Source organism: Gardnerella sp. KA01000 (genome assembly GCF_049244035.1).
GTDB lineage: Bacteria > Actinomycetota > Actinomycetes > Actinomycetales > Bifidobacteriaceae > Bifidobacterium > Bifidobacterium leopoldii.
Genome location: NZ_CP058367.1, coordinates 46,582 through 68,184 on the forward strand (window position 1 = coordinate 46,582; position 21,603 = coordinate 68,184).

Sequence of the window (21,603 nt, forward strand, 5' to 3'; positions counted from 1 at the left end):
TGGATGTATAAAAACTACAACTTACGCTTAGTTAAACTTTCTTTTTCTTGCAATTGTCACAATTGTGCTAGCAAACAGCATCAATGCAACGCTAAGTACAATTGGAATTATTTGTATTCCAGTACGAGGGAGTGCATTATTGGCTATTGTGGATTGTTTGTGTAAATGGGGGTCTTTCTTTACTAAAGTATTCGTCCACGCAACTTGTTTACCGTTTTCGTCAATAAGGACAATCGTATGATTGCCTTTATATTCTTCTGGAATAACTACGTCGAATACAATTCTGCCATATTCATTAATGTGAACTGTTACATATTTCATTCCATTTGCGCTATAAAGAAGTTTAGGGTTGGAATATATGTAGGCATAAGCTTTTACTGCTTTTTCTAGTTGTAATCTGCGCATGAATTCTGATGTTGCATTTACTGTAACAGTGATATGGTTATTTTTTCCCGCATAAGCAATGTTATTATTCCCGACGGTGAGAGTGTTGCACAACGCTGGAAGTAAATCTGCAATACTCTTTGGTGCTGATGGAATCTGTTGCTGTAATGTGTGTGATTCTGAGTTTGCGTTAAGCTCTATGTGGTTTCCGCGCATAGAATCGTTACTAACTGCAGGAGTTTGTAGAGTTTTGGAAGGATGCGTTGGTCCGGGAAATCCCATGCTTGGAATTTCCTTATGGTCTTGATCGAACTTATTAGTCTGTGGGGTTGTGCTATTTGCAGACTTATCAGGTTCGCCATTGCTAGAGTGCTCACTGTTGCCAGAATGAGATTCTGGTGTTGGTGGAACAGGTTGTGGCTCTGGTTTAGGCGCAGGTTTTGGCGGAACGGGTGTTGGATTCACCGGGTTTGGTTTCGGCTGCAGAGGCACTGCAGGTTGTTGATCAGGCGTCGGTGTCGGCGTAGGCGAAGGCGTTGGTTCCGGTGTTGGTGGAACAGGTGTCGGAGGTACGGGAGTTGGTGTTGGAGCTGGTGTCGCTGGTGTTAGCTCGGTCCATGGTGTTGATTTCTTTGCAGGAATTAACTCGGCCCACGTAATACTCTTTTTAGCTGGGTTTAGTGGTGTTGCTGGAATGATTTCTACAACGTGAGCTTTAAGAGTTACTTTCTGTTTTGCTTTGTTTGCAAAGGTTATTTCTACGATAAATGTTGTTTCTCCAGTGTTTGTTGTGTTTGGTTGTTTTACAACCTGTACTGTGCTGTTTTCTGGTAAGTTTTTTAAGTATGGTTTGAAGTCGAAATTATCGGGGATTTTATTGTCTTTTTTGACTTCTATTTTCTTGCCAGGTTCAGCAGTAACATTTGGAATTGGAGTAATGGTTTTGCCTGGTATGAGTTTTTTAGCTGGGTTTAGTGGTGTTGCTGGAATGATTTCTACAACGTGAGCTTTAAGAGTTACTTTCTGTTTTGCTTTGTTTGCAAAGGTTATTTCTACGATAAATGTTGTTTCTCCAGTGTTTGTTGTGTTTGGTTGTTTTACAACTTGTACTGTGCTGTTTTCTGGTAAGTTTTTTAAGTATGGTTTGAAGTCGAAATTATCGGGGATTTTATTGTCTTTTTTGACTTCTATTTTCTTGCCAGGTTCAGCAGTAACATTTGGAAGTTCCTCGATATTAACCAATCGTTTATGAATAGTTATTGGAACTAGAATAGTTTTTAATTTATTATCAGATAGTACGAGCAGTATTTTACCTTCGTAATTGCCGCATTGAGAAGTGTCAATTTTGTCGTATTCTGTAATGTCTGTAATGGTAGAGCCTTGCGGTATATCGTTAGGATTAAGAAGATGCTTTATTGCTGTGCCTTTTGGCAATGGATCATTTTCCATAATGTCAATATTCGTAATTTTAGGTTCGAAAGATTGTTCGTCAGTTTTAATAACTGGTTCGTTAACTAATCCGTCGAGTGCAGCAATTTTGCGACCGGTTCCTTCAATTTTATTGCGTTCGCCAACTGTGAATCCTTCGAAACTATCCATTCTAGGCTCAAAGTAACTACGAGATCCGTGACCTTCTCCAGATCTTCCTATGCTTATTGCGCCGTTAAGGTTTCCTATTGGTCCTATTACTTTATCATTATCAACCTTGTAATGAACAGCATAACCCTCTTTTGTTAATTGATCGCCAAAATCAGATGTTTCCCAAAGCCATTTGTTGAATATATTACCTTTGATCCTCGGAGCGTTAAAAGTATAGGCCTTTGTAATCCATTGGTAATTTTTTTGTTTAGCGTAAATTAAAGCACGTTGAGATAAATAACCTCCGAGAGAATGCCCTGTTATATATAAATTAGTAGCAAGTTTTTCTCTATTGATTTTATCCATCACATTGTTTACATCTAAAGCTTGGCTCGGGTTTAATCCAATTGCTAGTTTAATGTCATTAGTAAAATCTCCGCCGCTTTCAGTTCCTCGGATTGCAAGAACTTGCACGCCGTTTTGCTCAATAAATGGGTATGCAGGATTTACATTTTCAAAAAGAATAGCATCAAATCCGCTTCCAAAGTGGTATGTTTCTTTGACTTTCCAGAATGGCGCAAGCTCGTTATGCATAAGCTTGTATTCGTTGCGATTTTTGTAAATTTTAGTGAGTGGTCTTGAGTAGTCAAGTACTTCTTTGACGTAACTGTCTTCCCTATACACAAGCTCCATAAAAAGCGCCATATCGCGAGGGCTAATATCCCACCTGCGAGGATTGTTATCGTTTTTGTCATCTAACCCGTCGCCGTCGGTGTCCTTAATAAGTGGATGCGAATTATACCCGTAATATGTGCGTCCGTTTTTTACGTAAGTGTAAAGCTCTTCGCTGTTCTTCAGACCGTCGCCATCGCTATCTTGATCTGGATCTAGCGCGGCTTTATGGTAAAGCAAAGAATCAATCTGATTATTTTCCAAACGAATTCGACCAGTAGAAATGTCGTGAGCAGTTTGTGCAGTCAAAGGAGTGTGAATTGGTGATGTTTCTTCTGCAACTGCGGTTGTTGCTAACGAAGGTACGTAAATCAGAGATGAAACAATCAAACCAAAAGCTAATACAATTCCACTAATTGTGTGAATGGTACTTACTTTTCTCATACTGCTATTCCTTACTTTTTGTACAGACTTCTACTTTATTTTGAAAATATTTTTGCGAGCAGCACAACAGATTTAGCTCAACGTGTTGATTTTATCAGATTTAACAACTTCATAAAATTGTATCTAGTTGAATCAGATAATTTTAATAAGTACCAAAAGTTAATACTTAAGCTTATGCGGTGTAATAGGAAAGAATTTCATTAGATTAATTGATATAGGAAAAGCGCTGAGCTACTTGGGATATTAATGAATCATCGGTAAATCAGCGCTTAGCTTATTGTTAATAAATTACACGAGGTAGCTATCTATTGCTGGTGCTAATTAGCAATCCTTAATTAGCAGTAATTAGAACGTGCGAACATCGTAGAAGTTGTTAAGTTCTTCCATCCAACGTCCAGTGCCAGAAATATCTCCTCTAGTACCTACGGTGAAACCTGGGAAATTGTTCATACGAGCCTCAAGATAGCTTCGAGAGCTATGTCCTTGCGCAGAATTGCCGACGCTTATAGCTCCAGCAAAATTGCCAACAGAACGAATAACCTTGTCGTTGTCTACTTTGTAATGAACAGCGTAACCTTCTCGAGTGAGCTTATTGCCAGTATTGGCGACGGTACGTAACCAACGGTTGAAAATATTTCCCCAAATTTGTGGTGAATTGAATGTGTAAATTTTCTTAATCCAGTTGTAGCCTTTGCCTTTAGCACGAATTAAAGCACGCTGTGCAAGATATCCTCCGAGGGAATGTCCGGTAATATACAAATTGCTAACAGTATTTTCGCGACCATAACGCTCAATCAACTGCTCAACATCTTTAGCTTGATCTGGGTTATGACCTACAGCTATTGCAAAATCATCATCGTAATCATTAAATTGGGAAGTTCCACGAATTGCTAGTACTTGAACAGTGCCTTGTTCTAAGAATGGGTATGGACTTACATTTTCAAACAAAACAGCATCAAATCCTCCCCTCTTGTGGTAGGTTTCTTTAACTTTCCAGAATGGTGCAAGCTCGTTGTGCATAAGGCGGTACTCATTGCGATTTTTGTAAATGTCGTGAAGCGGTTTAGTGTAATCGAGTACCTTATTTATGTAATTATCATCTCGATAAGAAAGTTCAGAGAATAAAGCCATATCGCGAGGACTAATATCCCACCTGCGAGGATTGCTGTCTTGATTATCTGGAATACCATCGCCGTCGGTATCGTTCATCATAGGGTGAGAATTGTACCCATAATAAGTCTTACCGTCTTTAGTGTAAGTGTAAATTTCCTGACTATTAGTTAAGCCGTCACCATCTAAATCAGCTTGCGGATCAAGAGGCTTCTTGTGATATAAAGACATATCCAAAGCCCCAGGTAAATCTAAGCCTATAGTTCCATTTGCGATTTGTTTAGCTGTTTCAGCAGTAAGTGGAGTTTTTGCATAATTATCTGCGGTTGTTGCCATTGCTGGCATTGCGAAAGCAGATAGGCTCAAGAGCATGCATAGGCTAGTTAGGAACCCTGTTACTGCATTGCGTTTCATAGTATCCTCCCATATTTTGTTTAGTTTTGTAGTCAACAAATGTATAGGACGACTGTTTACGATTTGTAGCACCTCTTTGTTAACTACGTGCGTTATATAAATTAATCGAAATTTATTTTGCCGCCACAATTGCTATTCTACACAATTCGTCAATTGTATAGTCTACATAAACAAAAGTCCATACTTCTAAATAAATGTTGTTGCTCCTTTTTGTTTACTAAAATCATTGACGATGTGTATAAGAGCCATAGAAAACATCTATATAACTAGAATTATCAATAGCCATAATCTATTCTTAATAATGAAAATAAAAGCGCAACGAAGGCGCAAATGACCTATTTAGGAGAATGATATGAGTTTAATGAACACACATATTCTTCCATTCAAAGTAAATGGTTATAAGAATGGCGAATTTGTTGAAGTAAACGATACTGATGTTCTTGGCAAATGGGCAATTTTCTTCTTCTATCCAGCTGATTTTTCATTCGTATGCCCAACTGAATTGGAAGATCTTGCAAACCACTATGAGGAATTGCAAAAGCTAGGCGTTGAAGTTTACTCAGTCTCTACGGATACACATTTTGTACACAAAGCATGGCATGACGATTCTGAAGCAATTGCAAAAGTAAAGTACACTATGTTGGGTGATCCTTCTGGAGCTCTTTCGCGTAATTTTGACGCTTGGAATCAAGAATCCGGTTTAGCTCACCGTGCTACGTTCCTCGTAGATCCGCAAGGTATGATTCAGTTCTTTGAGATGACCGCAGACGGAATTGGTCGTAACGCCGACGAGCTCCTTCGTAAAGTTAAAGCAGCACAGTATATTGCAGCGCACCCAGGCGAAGTTTGCCCAGCAAAATGGGAGCAGGGCGAAGAAACCTTGGAACCTTCTATCGATTTAGTCGGCAAAATCTGATTTTTGCAATTAAATATTAAAGAATCTTTTTAAAGAATATTCTCAATGCGTAGGGAGCTACGTTCATAGTTTCCTACGCATTCGCTTATTTTTACTTGTGACTAAAATTACCGAAGGAAGTAAATTATGTCTTTGTTGAATGCGTCATTAACTGCTCAGCTTTCAGAATTACTAAAAAAGATGGTATCTAAAATAGAAATCGTTTCTTACGTTGATAATTCTGAAACATCTCAAAAAGTTAAATCCTTACTAGAAGAAGTATCTCAACAAAGTGACAAAATTAGTATTTCTGAAGTAAATAATAATAAAATTAGCAATGTAAAGCGTAAGCCAAGCTTTGAATTGCGTAGAAAACTAGATAATCCAGTAAATGGAGAATCCACTGTATCGATTAGTTTTGCGGGATTGCCTTTAGGGCACGAATTCAGCTCTTTAGTACTAGCACTTCTACAAGTAAGTGGCTATGCGCCAAAAATTAGTGATGAGCAACGCGATGCAATACTAAAGCTTGGTTCACACAATGTGACAACGTACATGTCGGTAACTTGCCTGAATTGCCCAGAAGTTGTGCAATCGCTTAACACCATTTCTATTATTAACCCTAAAGTTCAGCATACTGTAGTTGAAGGTAGCGCTTTCCGCGAAGAAGTAGATAAACTTGGTGTAATGAGCGTGCCAGCAGTTTTTGAAAATGGCAAACTTATTTCCTCCGGACGAGCAGGAATTGACGAACTTGTATCTGTGCTTGCATCACAAGAAAAATCTGTTGAGCAGGATGAGGATGGCAATAATGGTAATAGCGTTTCTTCGGCAAATGTTGCGCTCGCAGAAAAAATGAATTCGCAAAATCCATACGATATTGTTATTGTTGGCGGCGGTCCTGCTGCTTCTGCTGCCGCAATTTACACTGCTCGCAAGGGCTTGCGTACGGCTATGATTATGGATCATCGTGGCGGCCAGGTTGTAGAAACTGAAAGTATTGAAAATCATATTTCACAAACTCATACGACTGGTTCTCAACTAGCAGTAGATTTAACTAAGCATATTTCTCAATACGATATTGACGTATTTACTCCTGATTGGGCAGACTCGCTCGATTTATCTAAGGAACCATATGGGTTACATACTATTCATGCGCGTTCTGGCGGATCTTTGAAAGCGCGTGCAGTGATTATTGCAACTGGCGCGACTTGGCGTACGTTGGGCGTTCCTGGAGAAGATGAGTATAGGAATAGAGGCGTATCATTCTGTCCTCATTGCGACGGTCCACTTTTCAAAGATAAGAATGTTGTCGTTGTTGGCGGTGGAAATTCTGCTGGTGTTGAAGCTGCTATTGATTTAGCAGGAGTTGCAAAACACGTTACTGTGATTGAGTTCATGGATGTGCTTAAAGCGGATCAAGTATTGCTTAATGCTTTGCATAAATTACCTAACACTGAAGTTATTACAAGTGCTGCAGTAAGCAGTATTGAAGGTAGTGGTAGTAAAGTTACTGCAATACGTTACATAGATCGCAATAAAGCAGACAATGATGAAAACGAAGAACATATTGTTGAAACCGATGGGGTTTTTGTGCAAATTGGTTTAGCTCCGAATACTCGTTGGCTTGCAAATAATATTTCTCTTAATAATCGAGGAGAAATTATTACGAATCGCGCTGGATGCACTGATACTCCGGGTGTTTTTGCTGCTGGAGATTGTTCAGACGAACCGTATAAGCAGATCGTTACAGCGTATGGTTCTGGAGCCAATGCTGCGTTATCTGCATTTGACTATCTTATCCGCAACCCGCAAAATAAATAATTTATAAAATTTATTATGCAATAAACAATGGGAGGCGTCTTATGAATATTAGAGCGTTAGAATATCTAATAGCTTTTGCACAAGAAGGAAGCTTTACCAAGGCGGCTGTTCGTATGCGCGTCTCTCAGCCTACTCTTTCAACGCAAATTAAAAAACTTGAAGAGACTTTAGACGTAGAACTTATTGAGCGCACTCCCGGGAAACAAATCTTAACTCCTGCTGGGAGGGAAGTGGTTTATTACGCTAAACGTATTCAGGCAGATATGTCACGTATTCGACAAGCTGCAAGACGTTCAGAAGATCCATGGTCATCTACAGTGGTTTTGGGTGTGTTCCCAACGTTAGGACCATACTTACTTCCAAGAATTATGCCTGCACTCAGGCGTTTAAAACCAAAACTTACTATTCGTTTTATAGAAGAAAAATCAGCGAAACTTATTGATTTGCTAGATAGTGGTCAAGTCGACGCAGTTATATTAAGCGAAAGTTTGAATGCGCCTTCAATAAAAGTGTGTCATGTTTTTGACGAAGATTTTCTTCTTGCGGCTTCTACAAATTCTTTGCTAGGCCACGAGAGTAAACCAATTGAACTTTCAGATTTGTCTACTCAGAAAGTGCTTTTATTAGAAGATGGGCACTGTATGCGTAGAAGCATGCTCGATGTATGCCAAAAAGTAGGTGCGAAACAATCAGAATTTAGGGCAACGTCGTTAGAAACTTTGCGATATATGGTTATAGGTAGCAAAGATGTGACATTATTGCCGCGTCTTGCAACTGTACCTCCAATTGTGCAACCAATTGGTTTGACGTTGCGTGAGTTTAAGAATCCTAAACCTTATCGATCGTTATATTTGAATTGGCGTGCAGCTTCTCCAGTAGACAAAATTATGGAAGAATTGTGCAAAATAATTAGTTCAGCATGTTCTGATTTGCATAAAAAATAAGTAGGATATTCTGTTTAAAAATGAAAATAGGCACTTCTGTTTGCTAAGTTAGCTACAGAAGTGCCGTATTCTTCTTCTCTTACTTTTCTTTTATTCTCACTTTATTTTGAGAGTTACTGCCTCGTTTTATTTGTTGCTAAATTAATGATTTATAATTCAATGCCAAGATAGCGTGCTACTTGATTCACATCCTTATCTCCACGGCCGGAAACTGTTACTAAAACAATGTCATCCTTACTCATCTTTGGAACCATCTTCATAGCTTGTGCTATTGCGTGTGAGCTTTCCAAAGCTGGGATGATTCCTTCGACTCTAGAAAGTGCGCGGAAAGCTTGAACTGCTTCATCATCAGTGATCGCGTAGTATTCTGCGCGACCAGAATCCTTTAAATATGAATGTTCTGGGCCGACTCCAGGATAATCTAATCCTGCAGAAATAGAGTAGGCTGGAAGCTCGTTACCGTCATCATCCATAAGAACATAAGTTTTCATGCCGTCCGTAATACCAATTTTTCCATTCGTCATAGTAGCAGCATTTTGAGGAGTATCAGCACCTTTACCTGCGCCTTCAGCACCAATCAATCGTACAGACGGATCATCAATATATGCTGCAAAAGAACCAATTGCATTAGAACCGCCACCAATGCAAGCAATTACAGCATTCGGTAATCTGCCTTCTTTTTCTAGGATCTGCCTTCTTGACTCTTTGCTAATAACGCTTTGAAAATCGCGAACCATTTGTGGATAAGGGTAAGGTCCCACTGCGGAACCAACGATGTAGAAGGTATCATCCAAGTGCTGTGCATAATCCATAAATGCTGCAGTTACAGCATCTTTTAAAGTTTTTGTGCCCTCTTGAACAGCATGAACTTTTGCACCGAGCAAAGTCATTCTAAAAACGTTAAGTTTTTGGCGTTCGCAATCAAGTGCGCCCATAAAAATTTCGCATTCCATGCCGAATCGTGCTGCTGCAGCAGCAGTGGCAACGCCATGCTGACCGGCTCCGGTTTCAGCGATAATGCGCTTTTTACCCATGCGCTGAGCGAGTAAAATTTGTCCGAGAACATTATTCATTTTGTGAGCGCCGAGATGGTTTAAATCTTCGCGCTTTAAATACACTTTTGCGCCGCCTAAATATTTTGTGAAAGATTCAGCATAGTATAAAGGTGTTTCGCGACCGTCGTAATCTTTTAATAATCCAGCCAATTCATTGCGGAACTCTGGATCGTCTTTGTATTGTAAGTAAGCTGCTGCTACTGCGTCGAGTGCTGGACGAATCATATCTGGTACGTACTGTCCGCCAAATTCACCGTAATACATGTTTTGTTCAACTGCGTTTACCATAATTTTGCCCTTCTTGTGAGTGCCGAGGAAATCGGCATTAGGTTTGTTATTTGTTGTGTTGATTATTTTGTAATTTTGAAGGGCGTGTGCTCAGATAATAAAAAAGCTGGATGGCAGCTTATATGCCATTCAGCTCAAATAATGTTGATGATGAATCCGGCATAGCCCCGTTGATTTGTTTAAAATCAGCAAGCCCACACCGATATGTGAACTCGCTTTTAACTACGCCAGCTGCGCCAGAAACGAGTATTCATGTTCATCAACCTCCAATCTTGTTGCACAAGTTTAGCCGTAGCTGTGACAATGTCAACCTTTTAGTGTTAATTCGGCGTTTCGTGCGGAAAAAATTTAACCCCGGCGTCTATGCGCCGGGGAAATAAAGGAGAGAAGAAAAGAATAATTTTTTAGGTGCTTTGCACCTGTCTTTTTGTCGACAATATTATATAACCACACTATTCTGAGCAGAACAGTAACGCTAACTGATAATTACCTGAGAATTATCTACTTTTCTTCTAAATCTTGCTATTTTAGGAATTAATTTTCTAAAAACGGAATCATTTTTCTAAAAATACTATTCGCTTAAATCAGCACGATAGAAATGTTCATACGAACGTGACGGAGTTGGACCGCGCTGACCTTGATAGTGTGATCCGTTAACAGCTGAACCGTATGGGTTTTCACATGGTGAGCTTAACTGGAAGAAGCACATTTGACCAATCTTCATGCCAGGCCAAAGTTTAACTGGCAAAGTGCTAACGTTTGAAAGCTCCAAAGTAATATGACCTTCGAAACCTGGATCAATGAAGCCAGCTGTGGAATGTGTCAAAATGCCAAGACGACCGAGCGAGCTTTTGCCTTCCAAACGTGCAGCAATAGTAGCGTCAAGTTTTACATACTCCCACGTAGCGCCGAGTGCGAACTCTCCAGGATGAAGAATCCATGGCTCGTCAGGAGCTACCTCGAACTGTTCTGTAAGTTCTCCCTGATTTTCTGCAGGATCAACATACGTGTAAGCATGATTGTTAAATAATCGGAAGAAACGGTCGAGGCGCACGTCAATTGACGCTGGCTGTACCATTTCCGGGGTCCACGGGGTCAAATCAATGTGACCCTCATCATGAGCTTTGAGAATGTCGCGATCAGACAACAGCATGACGTCAAATCTCCTTGCAATAAAGCTTATACATCAGCAACTTCATTGTTCGCACGAAATATTTATTGCTATTTTGCGCGAAAAATACAATACGCACAATTGTAGCGCGTGCCGCGGTCTGTGATTATGATGCAAGCTATTTCCTGAAAACAAATAAATATTCATGAGCAATCAGCAAAAAATTTTATAGAAAATAAAAACACAAAACGCGGCACAGAGACGTAGGTTATGTAAGAAAACTACGTACTGTACCGCGTATTTATAAATCAGCTGATATTTTTTAGCTAATTGCTTGCTTTTTAAGCAACTGCAGTTAAGGATTTAGCCGCTTTACGCTTAGCAAGAAAACGCAAGAAGCACTTTCTAAGTTCGGAAGCAATTAACACAACCATTGAAAGACCGAGGCACTCGAACCATTCCGTTACGCTCAAAGGAACAGTGCCAAATGGCTCGTTCAAGAACGGTATGTAAATTACAGCCAACTGAAGCACAACAGAAATTGCTATAGCACCCCAAAGCCAACGGTTTGCAAATAAGCCTACAAATACGCTTTGTGAGTCTGAACGAGATGCTAACGCATTCAGCATTTGCGCAAACACAAGAATCGTGAAGCCCATTGTACGAGCGTGAGTAAGCTGAGCAGCGTGATCCATAATTCCAACAGAACGGTCCGTAAAGAATCCGCCTGCCAAATGCATATCCATGCCAATTAACGTAATAGCAGCCATGATTATGCCGATAAATACAATATCTCCCCACATTCGTCGGTCAATAACACTATCGGTAAGCTTTCGAGGCTTTCGATCCATTACGTCGTCAGTTTGCGGATCAACGCCCATCGCGAGTGCAGGAGCTGCATCCGTAAGCAAGTTAATCCACAAAAGCTGAGTTGCAAGCAAAGGCAAAGTAACTCCAACAGAGTTTGGCTGCGTAATTCCAAGCGCGCCAGCAAAAACTACGCCGCCGAAAACCGTACAAACTTCGCCAACGTTAGAACTGAGCAAGTATCGCAAGAATTTACGAATATTGTCGAAAATTCCGCGACCTTCGCGCACTGCTGCAACAATTGTAGAGAAGTTATCGTCAGCCAAAATCATCTTGGCAGACTCTTTAGTTACTTCTGTACCCGTAATGCCCATTGCTACGCCAATATCGGCAGATTTTACGGCTGGAGCATCGTTCACGCCATCGCCTGTCATCGCAACAATATTTCCTTGACGTTGAAGCGAAGAAACGATAGCTAACTTGTGCTCAGGAGCTACTCGCGCATACACGCTAGTTTTACTGATTGCTTCATCAAAAGCAATGTTGTCGTCGTCGCGTGAGAGCAACTCGTCAAGTTCGTCGCCTGTAAGCGCATGCTCATCTTTTCCAATAATTCCAAGATCTCGAGCAATACGCGTAGCCGTAAGAGGATGATCGCCTGTAATCATAACAGTGCGGATTCCAGCGCGATGAGCTTGAGCTACACTATCTCGAACTTCAATTCGCGGAGGATCAATAATTCCAACCATGCCGTTCCAAATCAAATCAGATTCTAGTACGTCACTTTGTTCTGCGACGTCCGCGATTTGACCTGCAGCGTTAGAAACCATGCCATCAACTTTTGAAAGACTATCGACTCCAAGCGGCCTATAAGCCATTCCAAGCGTGCGGTAGGCTTCTCCGGAAAGACGCTCAACAGTTGCTAAAATATCTTCGCGATCGCCGTCAGTAAGCGGACGCACGGCACCAGCTACTGCAATACGCGTGCAATAAGAAAGCAGCACGTCCGGAGCGCCCTTAGCACAAACAATCAGATTTCCAGAATCCGAACCATCTTTAACGACAACAGACATACGTTTGCGTTCAGAAGTAAAAGGTACTTCCGCAACTCGAGTCAAATGAGCGTAACGTTTGTCTGCCTTTGTTTTACGCGCTGCTACTACTAGCGAAACTTCTGTAGGGTCTCCCACAGGCTGCCAACTTTTAGTAGTTTCGTCATAGTGTAAATCGCCGTCGTTAGCTAAACATCCGGAGCCTAACGCGCCTAATACTTCTGTAGCAAGATTTTGCGGCACTGCTAAGTCAGCATCTACAGAACCAATTAATATCATACGACCTTCAGGCTTGTAACCGCTTCCTGTAAGCTGAACTTCGCCGCTAGGTGTTATTACGCGCTCAACAGTCATCTCGTTTCGAGTTAAAGTACCTGTTTTATCGGAGCAAATAACAGAAGCAGAACCAAGTGTTTCCACGGATGAAAGCTTTTTTACAACAGCATGATGCTTCACCATTCGTTGCACGCCAAGCGCAAGAACTACTGTCAAAATCGCAGCTAAACCTTCTGGAACAGCAGCAACAGCTAGGGAAACAGAAAGCAGCAGAGAATCAATAATATCTTGAATACTGTGGAAGCCTTCAATCAGCCACATGGAAGCAAGAACAACAGCCGCAATAATGCACACCGCAATTCCAAGAACTTTAGAAACGTGTACCATTTCTTTCTCGAGAGGTGTTGCTTCGTCATCTGATTTTGAAAGCATATCCGCGATTTTGCCAACTTGTGTGCGCATGCCTGTAGAGGTGACTACAGCGCGACCGGTTCCTTGCGTAACAGCAGTTCCGTTGAAAACCATATTTGTACGATCGCCTAAAGCTTTTGCAGACGAAAGTGTGTTTGGGCGTTTGCTTACTGCTACAGATTCGCCTGTAAGGCTTGCTTCTGCTACGCGTAAGGAGGCTGCTGCTATAAGTCGACCGTCTGCAGACACGGCATCGCCTTCGCCAAGCACTAAAATATCGCCTGGCACAACTTCTGCAGTATTAATGCGCACCACGCTACCATCGCGCAAAACTGAAGTTTGCGGAGCGCTCATTCTAGCTAAAGCTTCGACTGCTTCTTCTGCCCGCGACTCTTGAATGTAGCCAAGAACTGCATTTGCAATCAAAATAATGATAATTACGATTGAATCAAACGGCAGAATCTCTCCACCGCTGTTTCCTTTATGTTGTGCGCGCTCAACAAACCACGCGATTGCAGAAATAATAGTTGCTGCAATAAGCAAGTAAACGAGCGGATCTTTAAATTGATCAAGGAATCGTTTCCATGCTGGAATTTTAGGAGCAGCAGCAAGCGCATTCGGACCGAATTGATCAAGTCTTTTTGCGGCTTCCTCAGAGCTTAAACCGCATGAAATATCTACGTTAAGCGATTTAGCTACTTGTTGAACATCACACAATGATGGATCTTTGCTATTAGCTGAAGCGTCAGCCGTTTTATTGGATTGATCAAGAGCGTGATCAACCATATCTTCCCCCTTGGGAGTGCCGCGGAGTAGTCAATAATCGCAATGCTAACGCTATTTTTAGCGCTTCGTATTGTAACTATTGCGCGGTTGTGGAATATTGCAATAGTTTGCAACAATTAAGTACCGTTCTATTATGCCATACAACGCGCCGAGCTTAGAATCAGCAAATTTTGCCGACTCCAGAAAGCCATTAATAGCAATGCCTCGGGGGCATGTGAGAATAGGAGTATGACTACGAAAAAAGGACCGACCAAGGGATCGGGTGGAAAACATCGCAATGCTTTACGCGGAAAAGGGCCTACTCCGAAGGCTGAAGATCGCGTGTATCACAAAGCTTATTTTGCTAAGAAGGCTGCTATTAAGCGCACGTTTGCGGATCCTCGTTTGGCTGCGCGTCGTCGCGTGGATAAGCTTGGTAGCGATTCAGACGAGTTGGTAATTGGTCGCAATGCTGCTTTAGAGGCTTTAAGAGTTGGAGTTCCAAGCACGCAATTGTATGTAGCTAATCGCATTGAGCACGACGATCGCACGCGCGAGATCGTGAAGTTAGCAGGCATGCAAGGTTTGCGTTTGCTTGAAGCAGATCGCCTTGAGATGGATCGTATTGCACATAGCACGAATCATCAGGGCATTATTTTGAAAGTTCAGCCTTACCAGTATCACTCTTTGCAAGAGTTAGTTGAACGCGCTGAAAAGAAGGCGCGCGCAATGGAAGCTGCTGATTCAGATTCTGCTCGCATTAATGCTCGACCATTGTTTATTGCTTTGGACGGCGTTACAGATCCTCAAAATTTGGGTGCTGTTATTCGTTCTGCAGCGGCTTTTGGTGCTAATGGCGTAATTTTGCCTGAGCGCAGAAGTGCTTCCGTAACTGCTGCCGCTTGGAAGGTTTCTGCCGGTGCTGCAGCTCATCTGCCGGTTGCTCGAGTTGTGAATTTAAATAAGGCAATTCAAAGTTTGCGTGAGCGCGGATGGTATGCAATTGGTCTTGATGGCGGAGGCGATAAGCTTGTTGGAGAAACTGGTTTTGAAACTGACCCGTTAGTTGTTGTGCTCGGTTCTGAAGGCAAGGGTATGAGTCGCCTTACACGAGAAGCGTGCGATGCTATTGCTGGAATCCCAATTTCTAGCGCGGTTGAATCTCTTAACGCTTCTGTTGCAGCAGGCATTAGTTTGTACGCTGTTGCTAATGCGCGTCGTTTGGCTGCGAAAACAGAACAACTATGAGCGAAAATACTACTGTGAATACAAATGCAGTTATTACAGATGCAACTGCAACTACGGATACGACTAAAACTTTAAATATTCCAAATAAACTATGGTCCGTAAAACATGCGCGCGCGATTATTTTTATTGCGTACATGGCTGTTGTTGTAGTAGTGATGTGCTTCCATGAGCCTTGGTTCGATGAAGCTCAAAGTTGGCTTATTGCACGCGATTCTTCGTTTGCTGATTTGTTAACTCTTCGCCCACATTATGAAGGCCATCCACCGCTTTGGACTTTGCTTCTTTCAATCCCTGCAAAAACAGGAGTGCCATACGAGATAGGTCTTAAAGGAGTGCAGCTTTTATGTACTGCGCTTTTGGGTGGCTGGCTTATTTTCCGCGCGCCTTTTAGTAAATTGGCTGTATTTTTGCTTCCATTTACGTATTTTTTGTGCTTCCAATATGGCGTTACCTCGCGTCCATATGCTCTTCTTTGCGCGGCTTTGTTTATGGTTGCACATTATTGGAAACAATCTGATTCTAAACCTTCTGATACTTGGAAACTCGCTTTGAGTCTTGTACTTTTATGTGCAATCAGTGCTTATGGCATTGCTTTATCGGCAGGTTTTGCTTTAGCTTGGATTTGGCGAGCTGCAAAATCTGCAGGAATTAAAAAAGCTTTTGCTGAAATATTCTCTAACATTAACAGATTAGTAAGCTGGATAATTCTTGCTTTAGTTGGAATTGCAAGCATTATTTGCATTTGGCCTGCTGCTAATGCTTTTGCATCACGTGAAACATTCGACGGAAATTCTCCTCTTACGCAATTCTTGTCGTTTATTTTCGTTATGCCATCAGAAAGTATGTTTACCCAATTTGCCGGCGATGTCTCTTTACGCAGACTTACACTAAGCGTACCGTCCGCGATTATTTGCGTTATTATTTCGATTTTAATATGGGCTTTCGCCGTAAGAATTACTTATCGAAGGGGCATGCTTGTTTCTTTGATACTCCCTTACTTGACTTTTGCAGTAGTTGCTACGCAGTATTTCACTTTGCACCACGCAGGAATCGTTTTTGCATTCTTCGTAGCTCAACTTTGGATGTGCATTGCGCGTAAGTCACTGGAATCTAAAGATATGCCGACGATTATTTTTAGATTATTCAAAGTTGTAAATAAAAATACAAATAAAGCTGAAAATAGCAACGAAAATAGCAACAGTAGATCTGCAAGTAAATCTGTTGGAAACAAAGTTATTGCTGGCATTATTACTGTTGTTTTATTGTCCCCAAGCTTGATTTGGAACGCGTATTCTTGCGTTAACGATATTCGATTCGACTATTCAGGTTCGCGCGCACTTGCGCAATTTATTAAGCAAAATCATGCTGAAAACATGCGATTCGTAACGTCTTGGCTGCATCAAGACGAAAAAACCGATAAACAAGGTAATGTTATTGTTCCTGAATTTGAAGATATTCATCAATATTCGTGGCAGCTTATTACAGCAAATCCTTATTTCTCAAAGAATCTTATTGATTGCAGTTATAAGAATAGCTCGTTTATTACAAATGAGCAGCCATCTCAAGAACAGGCATCAAATGAAATGGATGCTTGCAAAGCAAAGAAAGAACCTAAATTCTTTGTCACAGAATCAGATAAGCCTTGGTATTATTTTGTATATTTAAACTACAATATTGACCATTATACTGAGCGTACTATTGCTAAAACAAAATCATCTTGGAAAGCAGGGACCTCAGAAGGAAGAATTATTGTATACGAGCGTAAAAAATAATTAGCGCATTTATATAAACATTTAAATATATTTAATTACATTATGAAAATGCCCCTGCGTAAGTTAAGTAACTTATTTAGGGGCATTTTTATTACAATGCTTTACTTTTTAATAGTAAAACATGCGGTTTTATTTACCAGAAACCGAATGGATCAAATATTCCACCATCGTCACCATCGTCATCTCCACGTTGTTGTAAATCGTCATCGTCGTCATCGTCCGACTTACTGCCGCGTTTTTTACTAGGCTTTTTTTGGTTTTTCTTTAATTTCTTTTCTTGCTTATTTGTGCCATTAACAGCAGCTTCTTCTTGGTTGAATGTAACTTGCAACTTAAGTGTGTTGCCGTTACGAACTATTGTGAGCGTAGCTTTTTGATTGAACGCTGTTGCTCTCACATACCCGAGGAGTGCGTAATTATTGGATACAGGCTTATCGTCAAAGGCAACAATAGTGTCATTGGCTTTGAGTCCGGCTTTTTCAGCAGGGCTTCCTTGATTGACAGAAACAATTTGAGCTCCTCCGCGAGTAATTCCTTCGGACTCAACTGCTGTGCTTTTAATCATGATTCCCAGTGCTACGTGTTTTACAGAACCGTTTTTAATAATTTCTGTAACTACTCGTTTCACCAAATTTGCTGGAATTGCAAAGCCGATGCCGATTGATCCTGTAGTTTCCCCTTGAGCTGATGTTGCTGCAATAGAAGAATTAATACCTATGACTTTTCCGGCAGCGTTAAAAGTTGGACCGCCTGAATTTCCTGGATTAATAGCTGCATCAATTTGTACTGCATTAGTTACAATTTCAGAGCGGCTTTGGTCGTCCATAACTGATACTGGACGATTCAAAGCCGAAACAATGCCTGTGGTAGCTGTATCGTCATATCCAAGCGGATTTCCGATTGCCATAACCGGTTCACCAACGGAAAGTAGATTAGAATCTGCAAATTGGACTGTCTTTAAATTATTTGGTGAATTGTCTAATTTAAGTACTGCCAAATCAGTAGTTTTATCTGCTCCGACTAATGTAGCTGAATAAATTTGACCATTAGAAAGGGTTACTTGAATTTCTTTTGCATCAGAAATTACGTGATTGTTTGTTACAACATAACCTTTTGAATCAATGATTGCTCCAGAACCTTTCCCCATGCCTTTCTCTAAACGAGTTTGTATAGAAACAACGGCTCCGGAAACATTTTTTGCAACTCCTTGCCAATCTGGAGATTGACCACCTTTAACTACTGCGGTCCCAGGGCCAGAAGAATGAGAGCCGATGTTTGCGAAAGAGCCGCTTTGTGGAATTGAAATAAGACCTTGCGAGATTACAAATAAGACTACAACTACGCAAACTATTGCAGAAATTGCGGAGGATAAAATGGCAACAAAAGCAGTTGACGAAGAGCTTTTTGTTTTTCTTTTGTTACCTTTTTCGTTTGTGTCGTTTGTATTTGCTGTATTTGTGCTAATAATGCTTGTTTTTGCTATATTTTCATTTTCTTCGTTACTTGCATTATTGTTAAAATTCTGTTGCGCTGGTGTTTGATTGCCAACTTCATTATTTGGGTAGGAATTATTGCCTGTGCCGTAATTATACGGATTCCCGAAGCCGTTAAAATTATTGTTTCCGTAGTAATTTTGTGATCCAATGTATTGCGTAGGAGCATTGTTGATATTTGTATTATCCGCATCGTTATTTTGGTTTACGGCGTAATTGTTAGCTGGATACTGTGTAGTGTTTGTACCAACTTCATTTTCGTTATTTGTTGGGCCGTAAGCTCCGAATTCAGGAGCTGGGCTATATGTTTGTGCTGGTTGCGTTGTTTGCGTTGGTTGTACTGGTTGCGTCGGCTGTTCCTGCTGCTCGTAATATCCATTATTTGCAGTTTCATTGGATTCCTGCTGATTTGCACCATACATATCGTCAGCCATTCATCCTCCTTACAAAAGACTCTTAACACACCATAATAAACCATGCCATTATCTATGTAAGAGATAGTATGTTTTTTTATAATTTTTTAAATAATTTGCCTTGTAAATTTCATAAATTTTGCAAATTAATTTGGATATTGCCACATAAAAATATAAATTGTGCGTGTTTTTTATTTATACTCGTCATGCCTTCTAATAAAGTAAATGCTATGACAAGTCTTCTTGAACATCCACGCGGAGCTGAGCCAGGGAAACCTGGTGACCGCAAAGAATTTTCGTTTACAACTAAAACGCGACTTTCCAATACTGCTGAAGGTAAAGGTCGTGACGGCGCTCGCTATGGGCGCACCGGCGTAATTCACACGCCTCATGGGGATATTCAGACCCCAGCATTTGTACCTGTTGCAACGCAAGCTGCAATGAAGGCAGTGTTGCCAGAAAGCATTAAGGATTTGGGTGCTCAGTGCATGCTTTCAAACGCTTTTCATTTGTACGAACGTCCTGGCGCGGATGTTCTTGACGAAGCTGGCGGATTGGGAAAGTTTATGAACTGGGATAAGCCAACCTTTACGGATTCTGGCGGTTTTCAGGTTCTTTCTTTAGGTGCTGGTTTTAAGAAGACTCTTGCAATGGACGTTACCGGCATGAAGTCGGATGATGTTATTGCAGCTGGTAAGGAGCGCATGGCTTTTGTTGACGAGGATGGCGTAACTTTTAAGTCTCCTCTTAACGGAGCTAAGCACCGTTTTAGTGCTGAAATTTCTATGGGAATCCAGCATAAGCTGGGTGCGGATATTATGTTTGCTTTCGATGAGCTTACTACTTTGATGAATACGCGTCGCTACCAGGAGGAGTCGGTGGAGCGCACGTTCCGCTGGGCTAAGCGTTGTGTTGCTGAGCATCAGCGTTTAACGCAAGAGCGTGTTGGTAAGCCTTATCAAGCGTTATACGGCGTTGTGCAGGGCGCGAATTATGAGGATTTGCGTAGGCATGCAGCTGAAGAAATTGCTTCTTTAGATTTTGATGGAGTTGGAATCGGCGGCGCTATTGAGAAGCGGATTATTGGTGATACTTGCGCATGGATTTGCGATGCTATGCCGGAAAATCGACCTCGTCACGTGCTTGGTATTGCCGCAGTTGACGATATTTTTGCGTGTGTTGAGAATGGTGGAGATACTTTCGACTGTGTTGCTCCTGCTCGTTGCGGAAGGAACGGCGCAATTTTTACTCGACATGGTCGCTACAACGTAAAACGTGCTGAGTTTAAGCATGATCAGCGTCCGCTTGAAGAAGGCTGCGATTGCTACACTTGTACGCATTATTCCAGAATGTATGTGGATCATTTGCTGCGCGCTAGTGAAATGAACGGATTTACGCTTGCAACTATTCACAACGAGCGTTTCTTTGTGAAGCTGCTCGACGATATTCGAGCTTCTATTGACGGCGGATATTTTGAAGAGTTTCGCGATGAAACTCTTGCTCATTATTACGAAAAAGGTGCAAAAGGCTGAGAGTAGTTTTGAGCGCAAAATGCTAGGCTAAATATTGCGAATTTATGTTAAATATGATAGCCTTGCACTTTGTATGCGAACGTGGCGGAATGGTAGACGCGCTGTCTTCAGGTGGCAGTGAGCGTATGCTCGTGCGGGTTCAAGTCCCGCCGTTCGCACTCGTCAAAAAGGCTGGAATTGCAAGGGTTTTGCCTCTTACGATTCTGGCCTTTTGTGCAAGTATAGTGCAAATATAAAGCAACTATATTGCAACTGCGGTGCAAAAAGTGCAAATGTTGTACAAACTTCTCGAGTATTGTACAAACTTCTATTTATTACAAGCGACGGTGATGTAATGAACGCTAACGATGAACTAAATACCAATAATGCAAATAACAATTCTTACGAATCTCATATCGGTCGTGAATCGCATGTTGTGCCTGGTCATTTTGGTGAGCCTTTAAAAGTTACAAATGCACAGTATTCGCAAGGGGATGCTTCAGCTCATCCAACGCATCCGCTGCTTCTGCTTCTTCACGGTTGGGGCTCTAATGAGGAAGATTTATTGGATTTGTTGCGAGTAGTGGCACCATATAATGATGCAATTGCTTTACGCGCTCCGCTTAAGCTGGCAGAAGGTGCTTACAGTTGGTTCCACGATGCTGTGCCGCAGCGAGAAGATTTAGATTACGACATGTATGCTGCTACTGTCTCAATCGACGAGTGGGTGCGTGAAAATATTCCAGCAAATCGCGACATTGTGCCATTTGGTTTTTCGCAAGGAGCTGCGCTCGCAGTGCATGTTTTGCGTTTGAATCCTGCGCGTTACCGTGCAGCCGTTTCGCTTTCCGGATTCATAGCTCCTAATGTTCCTGCTTCTGCATCTGAAATTGCTTTAAAAGATGACGATTTAGCTGAGCGTAATACTCCTGTATTTTTCGGCTACGGATTAGAGGATGGCGTGATTCCTCCTTACGAATTCTCGGCTGCTGCAGCGTGGCTTGAGGAGCACACTTGGCTTGAAGAACGTCGTTATCGCGGGTTGGATCACGCTGTTGATATGAACGAAATTGGCGATATTCGCAAGTGGTTCGTAACTCACGATATTTCTTCTGGGCTTATGTAAATTTACTTAG

The 21,603-nt window shown here is 41.4% G+C and carries 13 protein-coding genes and 1 tRNA gene; 8 read left to right on the plus strand and 6 right to left on the minus strand.

Features of this window, described 5'->3' with window-relative positions:
- Nucleotides 1-27: 27 nt before the first annotated feature.
- The gene (locus tag HXT58_RS00200) at nt 28-3,078 is read right to left on the minus strand and encodes a Rib/alpha-like domain-containing protein (protein WP_421775631.1); all 3,051 of its coding nucleotides are present in this window, start codon (nt 3,076-3,078) and stop codon (nt 28-30) included.
- Nucleotides 3,079-3,423: 345 nt separating this feature from the next.
- The gene (locus HXT58_RS00205; RefSeq protein ID WP_004119768.1) at nt 3,424-4,602 is read right to left on the minus strand and encodes a lipase family protein; all 1,179 of its coding nucleotides are present in this window, start codon (nt 4,600-4,602) and stop codon (nt 3,424-3,426) included.
- 352 nt (nt 4,603-4,954) lie between these two features.
- Here HXT58_RS00205 and ahpC point away from each other — a divergent pair, with 352 nt between their 5' ends.
- The 3 genes from ahpC to HXT58_RS00220 all read left to right on the plus strand — a co-directional run bounded on the left by ahpC (nt 4,955) and on the right by HXT58_RS00220 (nt 8,265).
- On the plus strand, nt 4,955-5,518 hold the full coding sequence (gene ahpC / locus HXT58_RS00210; RefSeq protein WP_032842454.1) for an alkyl hydroperoxide reductase subunit C: 564 nt from the start codon (nt 4,955-4,957) through the stop codon (nt 5,516-5,518).
- Between the two features lie 126 nt (nt 5,519-5,644).
- Complete coding sequence (gene ahpF / locus HXT58_RS00215; RefSeq protein ID WP_421775632.1) at nt 5,645-7,321, plus strand: alkyl hydroperoxide reductase subunit F; 1,677 nt, start codon at nt 5,645-5,647, stop codon at nt 7,319-7,321.
- 41 nt (nt 7,322-7,362) lie between these two features.
- A complete protein-coding gene (locus HXT58_RS00220; RefSeq protein WP_004106155.1) occupies nt 7,363-8,265 on the plus strand; it encodes a LysR substrate-binding domain-containing protein in 903 nt (300 codons plus the stop codon).
- Between the two features lie 149 nt (nt 8,266-8,414).
- Here HXT58_RS00220 and trpB read toward each other — a convergent pair whose 3' ends face one another.
- From trpB to HXT58_RS00235, 3 genes are all read right to left on the minus strand, one after another.
- Complete coding sequence (gene trpB / locus HXT58_RS00225; protein WP_004106157.1) at nt 8,415-9,608, minus strand: tryptophan synthase subunit beta; 1,194 nt, start codon at nt 9,606-9,608, stop codon at nt 8,415-8,417.
- A gap of 571 nt (nt 9,609-10,179) precedes the next feature.
- Nucleotides 10,180-10,761 carry a dCTP deaminase gene (dcd, locus tag HXT58_RS00230; RefSeq protein WP_004119774.1) on the minus strand — a complete coding sequence of 194 codons (582 nt, stop codon included), beginning with the start codon at nt 10,759-10,761 and terminating at the stop codon, nt 10,180-10,182.
- A 299-nt stretch (nt 10,762-11,060) separates the two neighbouring features.
- Nucleotides 11,061-14,051 (minus strand): cation-translocating P-type ATPase, encoded by a 2,991-nt coding sequence (locus HXT58_RS00235; protein ID WP_101885806.1) that lies wholly within the window; start codon nt 14,049-14,051, stop codon nt 11,061-11,063.
- A 228-nt stretch (nt 14,052-14,279) separates the two neighbouring features.
- Between HXT58_RS00235 and rlmB the strand changes: the two genes are divergently transcribed.
- Nucleotides 14,280-15,278 (plus strand): 23S rRNA (guanosine(2251)-2'-O)-methyltransferase RlmB, encoded by a 999-nt coding sequence (gene rlmB, locus HXT58_RS00240; RefSeq protein ID WP_004106172.1) that lies wholly within the window; start codon nt 14,280-14,282, stop codon nt 15,276-15,278.
- Nucleotides 15,275-17,050 (plus strand): ABC transporter ATP-binding protein, encoded by a 1,776-nt coding sequence (locus HXT58_RS00245; RefSeq protein ID WP_410295718.1) that lies wholly within the window; start codon nt 15,275-15,277, stop codon nt 17,048-17,050. Before rlmB ends, HXT58_RS00245 begins: the two co-directional genes overlap by 4 nt.
- 133 nt (nt 17,051-17,183) lie before the next feature.
- Here HXT58_RS00245 and HXT58_RS00250 read toward each other — a convergent pair whose 3' ends face one another.
- Nucleotides 17,184-18,977 carry a S1C family serine protease gene (locus HXT58_RS00250; RefSeq protein ID WP_415706061.1) on the minus strand — a complete coding sequence of 598 codons (1,794 nt, stop codon included), beginning with the start codon at nt 18,975-18,977 and terminating at the stop codon, nt 17,184-17,186.
- Between the two features lie 185 nt (nt 18,978-19,162).
- Here HXT58_RS00250 and tgt point away from each other — a divergent pair, with 185 nt between their 5' ends.
- The 3 genes from tgt (at nt 19,163) to HXT58_RS00265 (ending at nt 21,593) form a co-directional block, all read left to right on the plus strand.
- Complete coding sequence (gene tgt / locus HXT58_RS00255) at nt 19,163-20,488, plus strand: tRNA guanosine(34) transglycosylase Tgt (RefSeq protein WP_004106178.1); 1,326 nt, start codon at nt 19,163-19,165, stop codon at nt 20,486-20,488.
- Between the two features lie 75 nt (nt 20,489-20,563).
- A tRNA-Leu gene (locus HXT58_RS00260) sits at nt 20,564-20,646 on the plus strand.
- A 176-nt stretch (nt 20,647-20,822) separates the two neighbouring features.
- Nucleotides 20,823-21,593: an alpha/beta hydrolase gene (locus HXT58_RS00265; protein WP_410294551.1), complete on the plus strand. Its 771-nt coding sequence runs from the start codon at nt 20,823-20,825 to the stop codon at nt 21,591-21,593.
- The last annotated feature ends 10 nt before the right edge of the window (nt 21,594-21,603 follow it).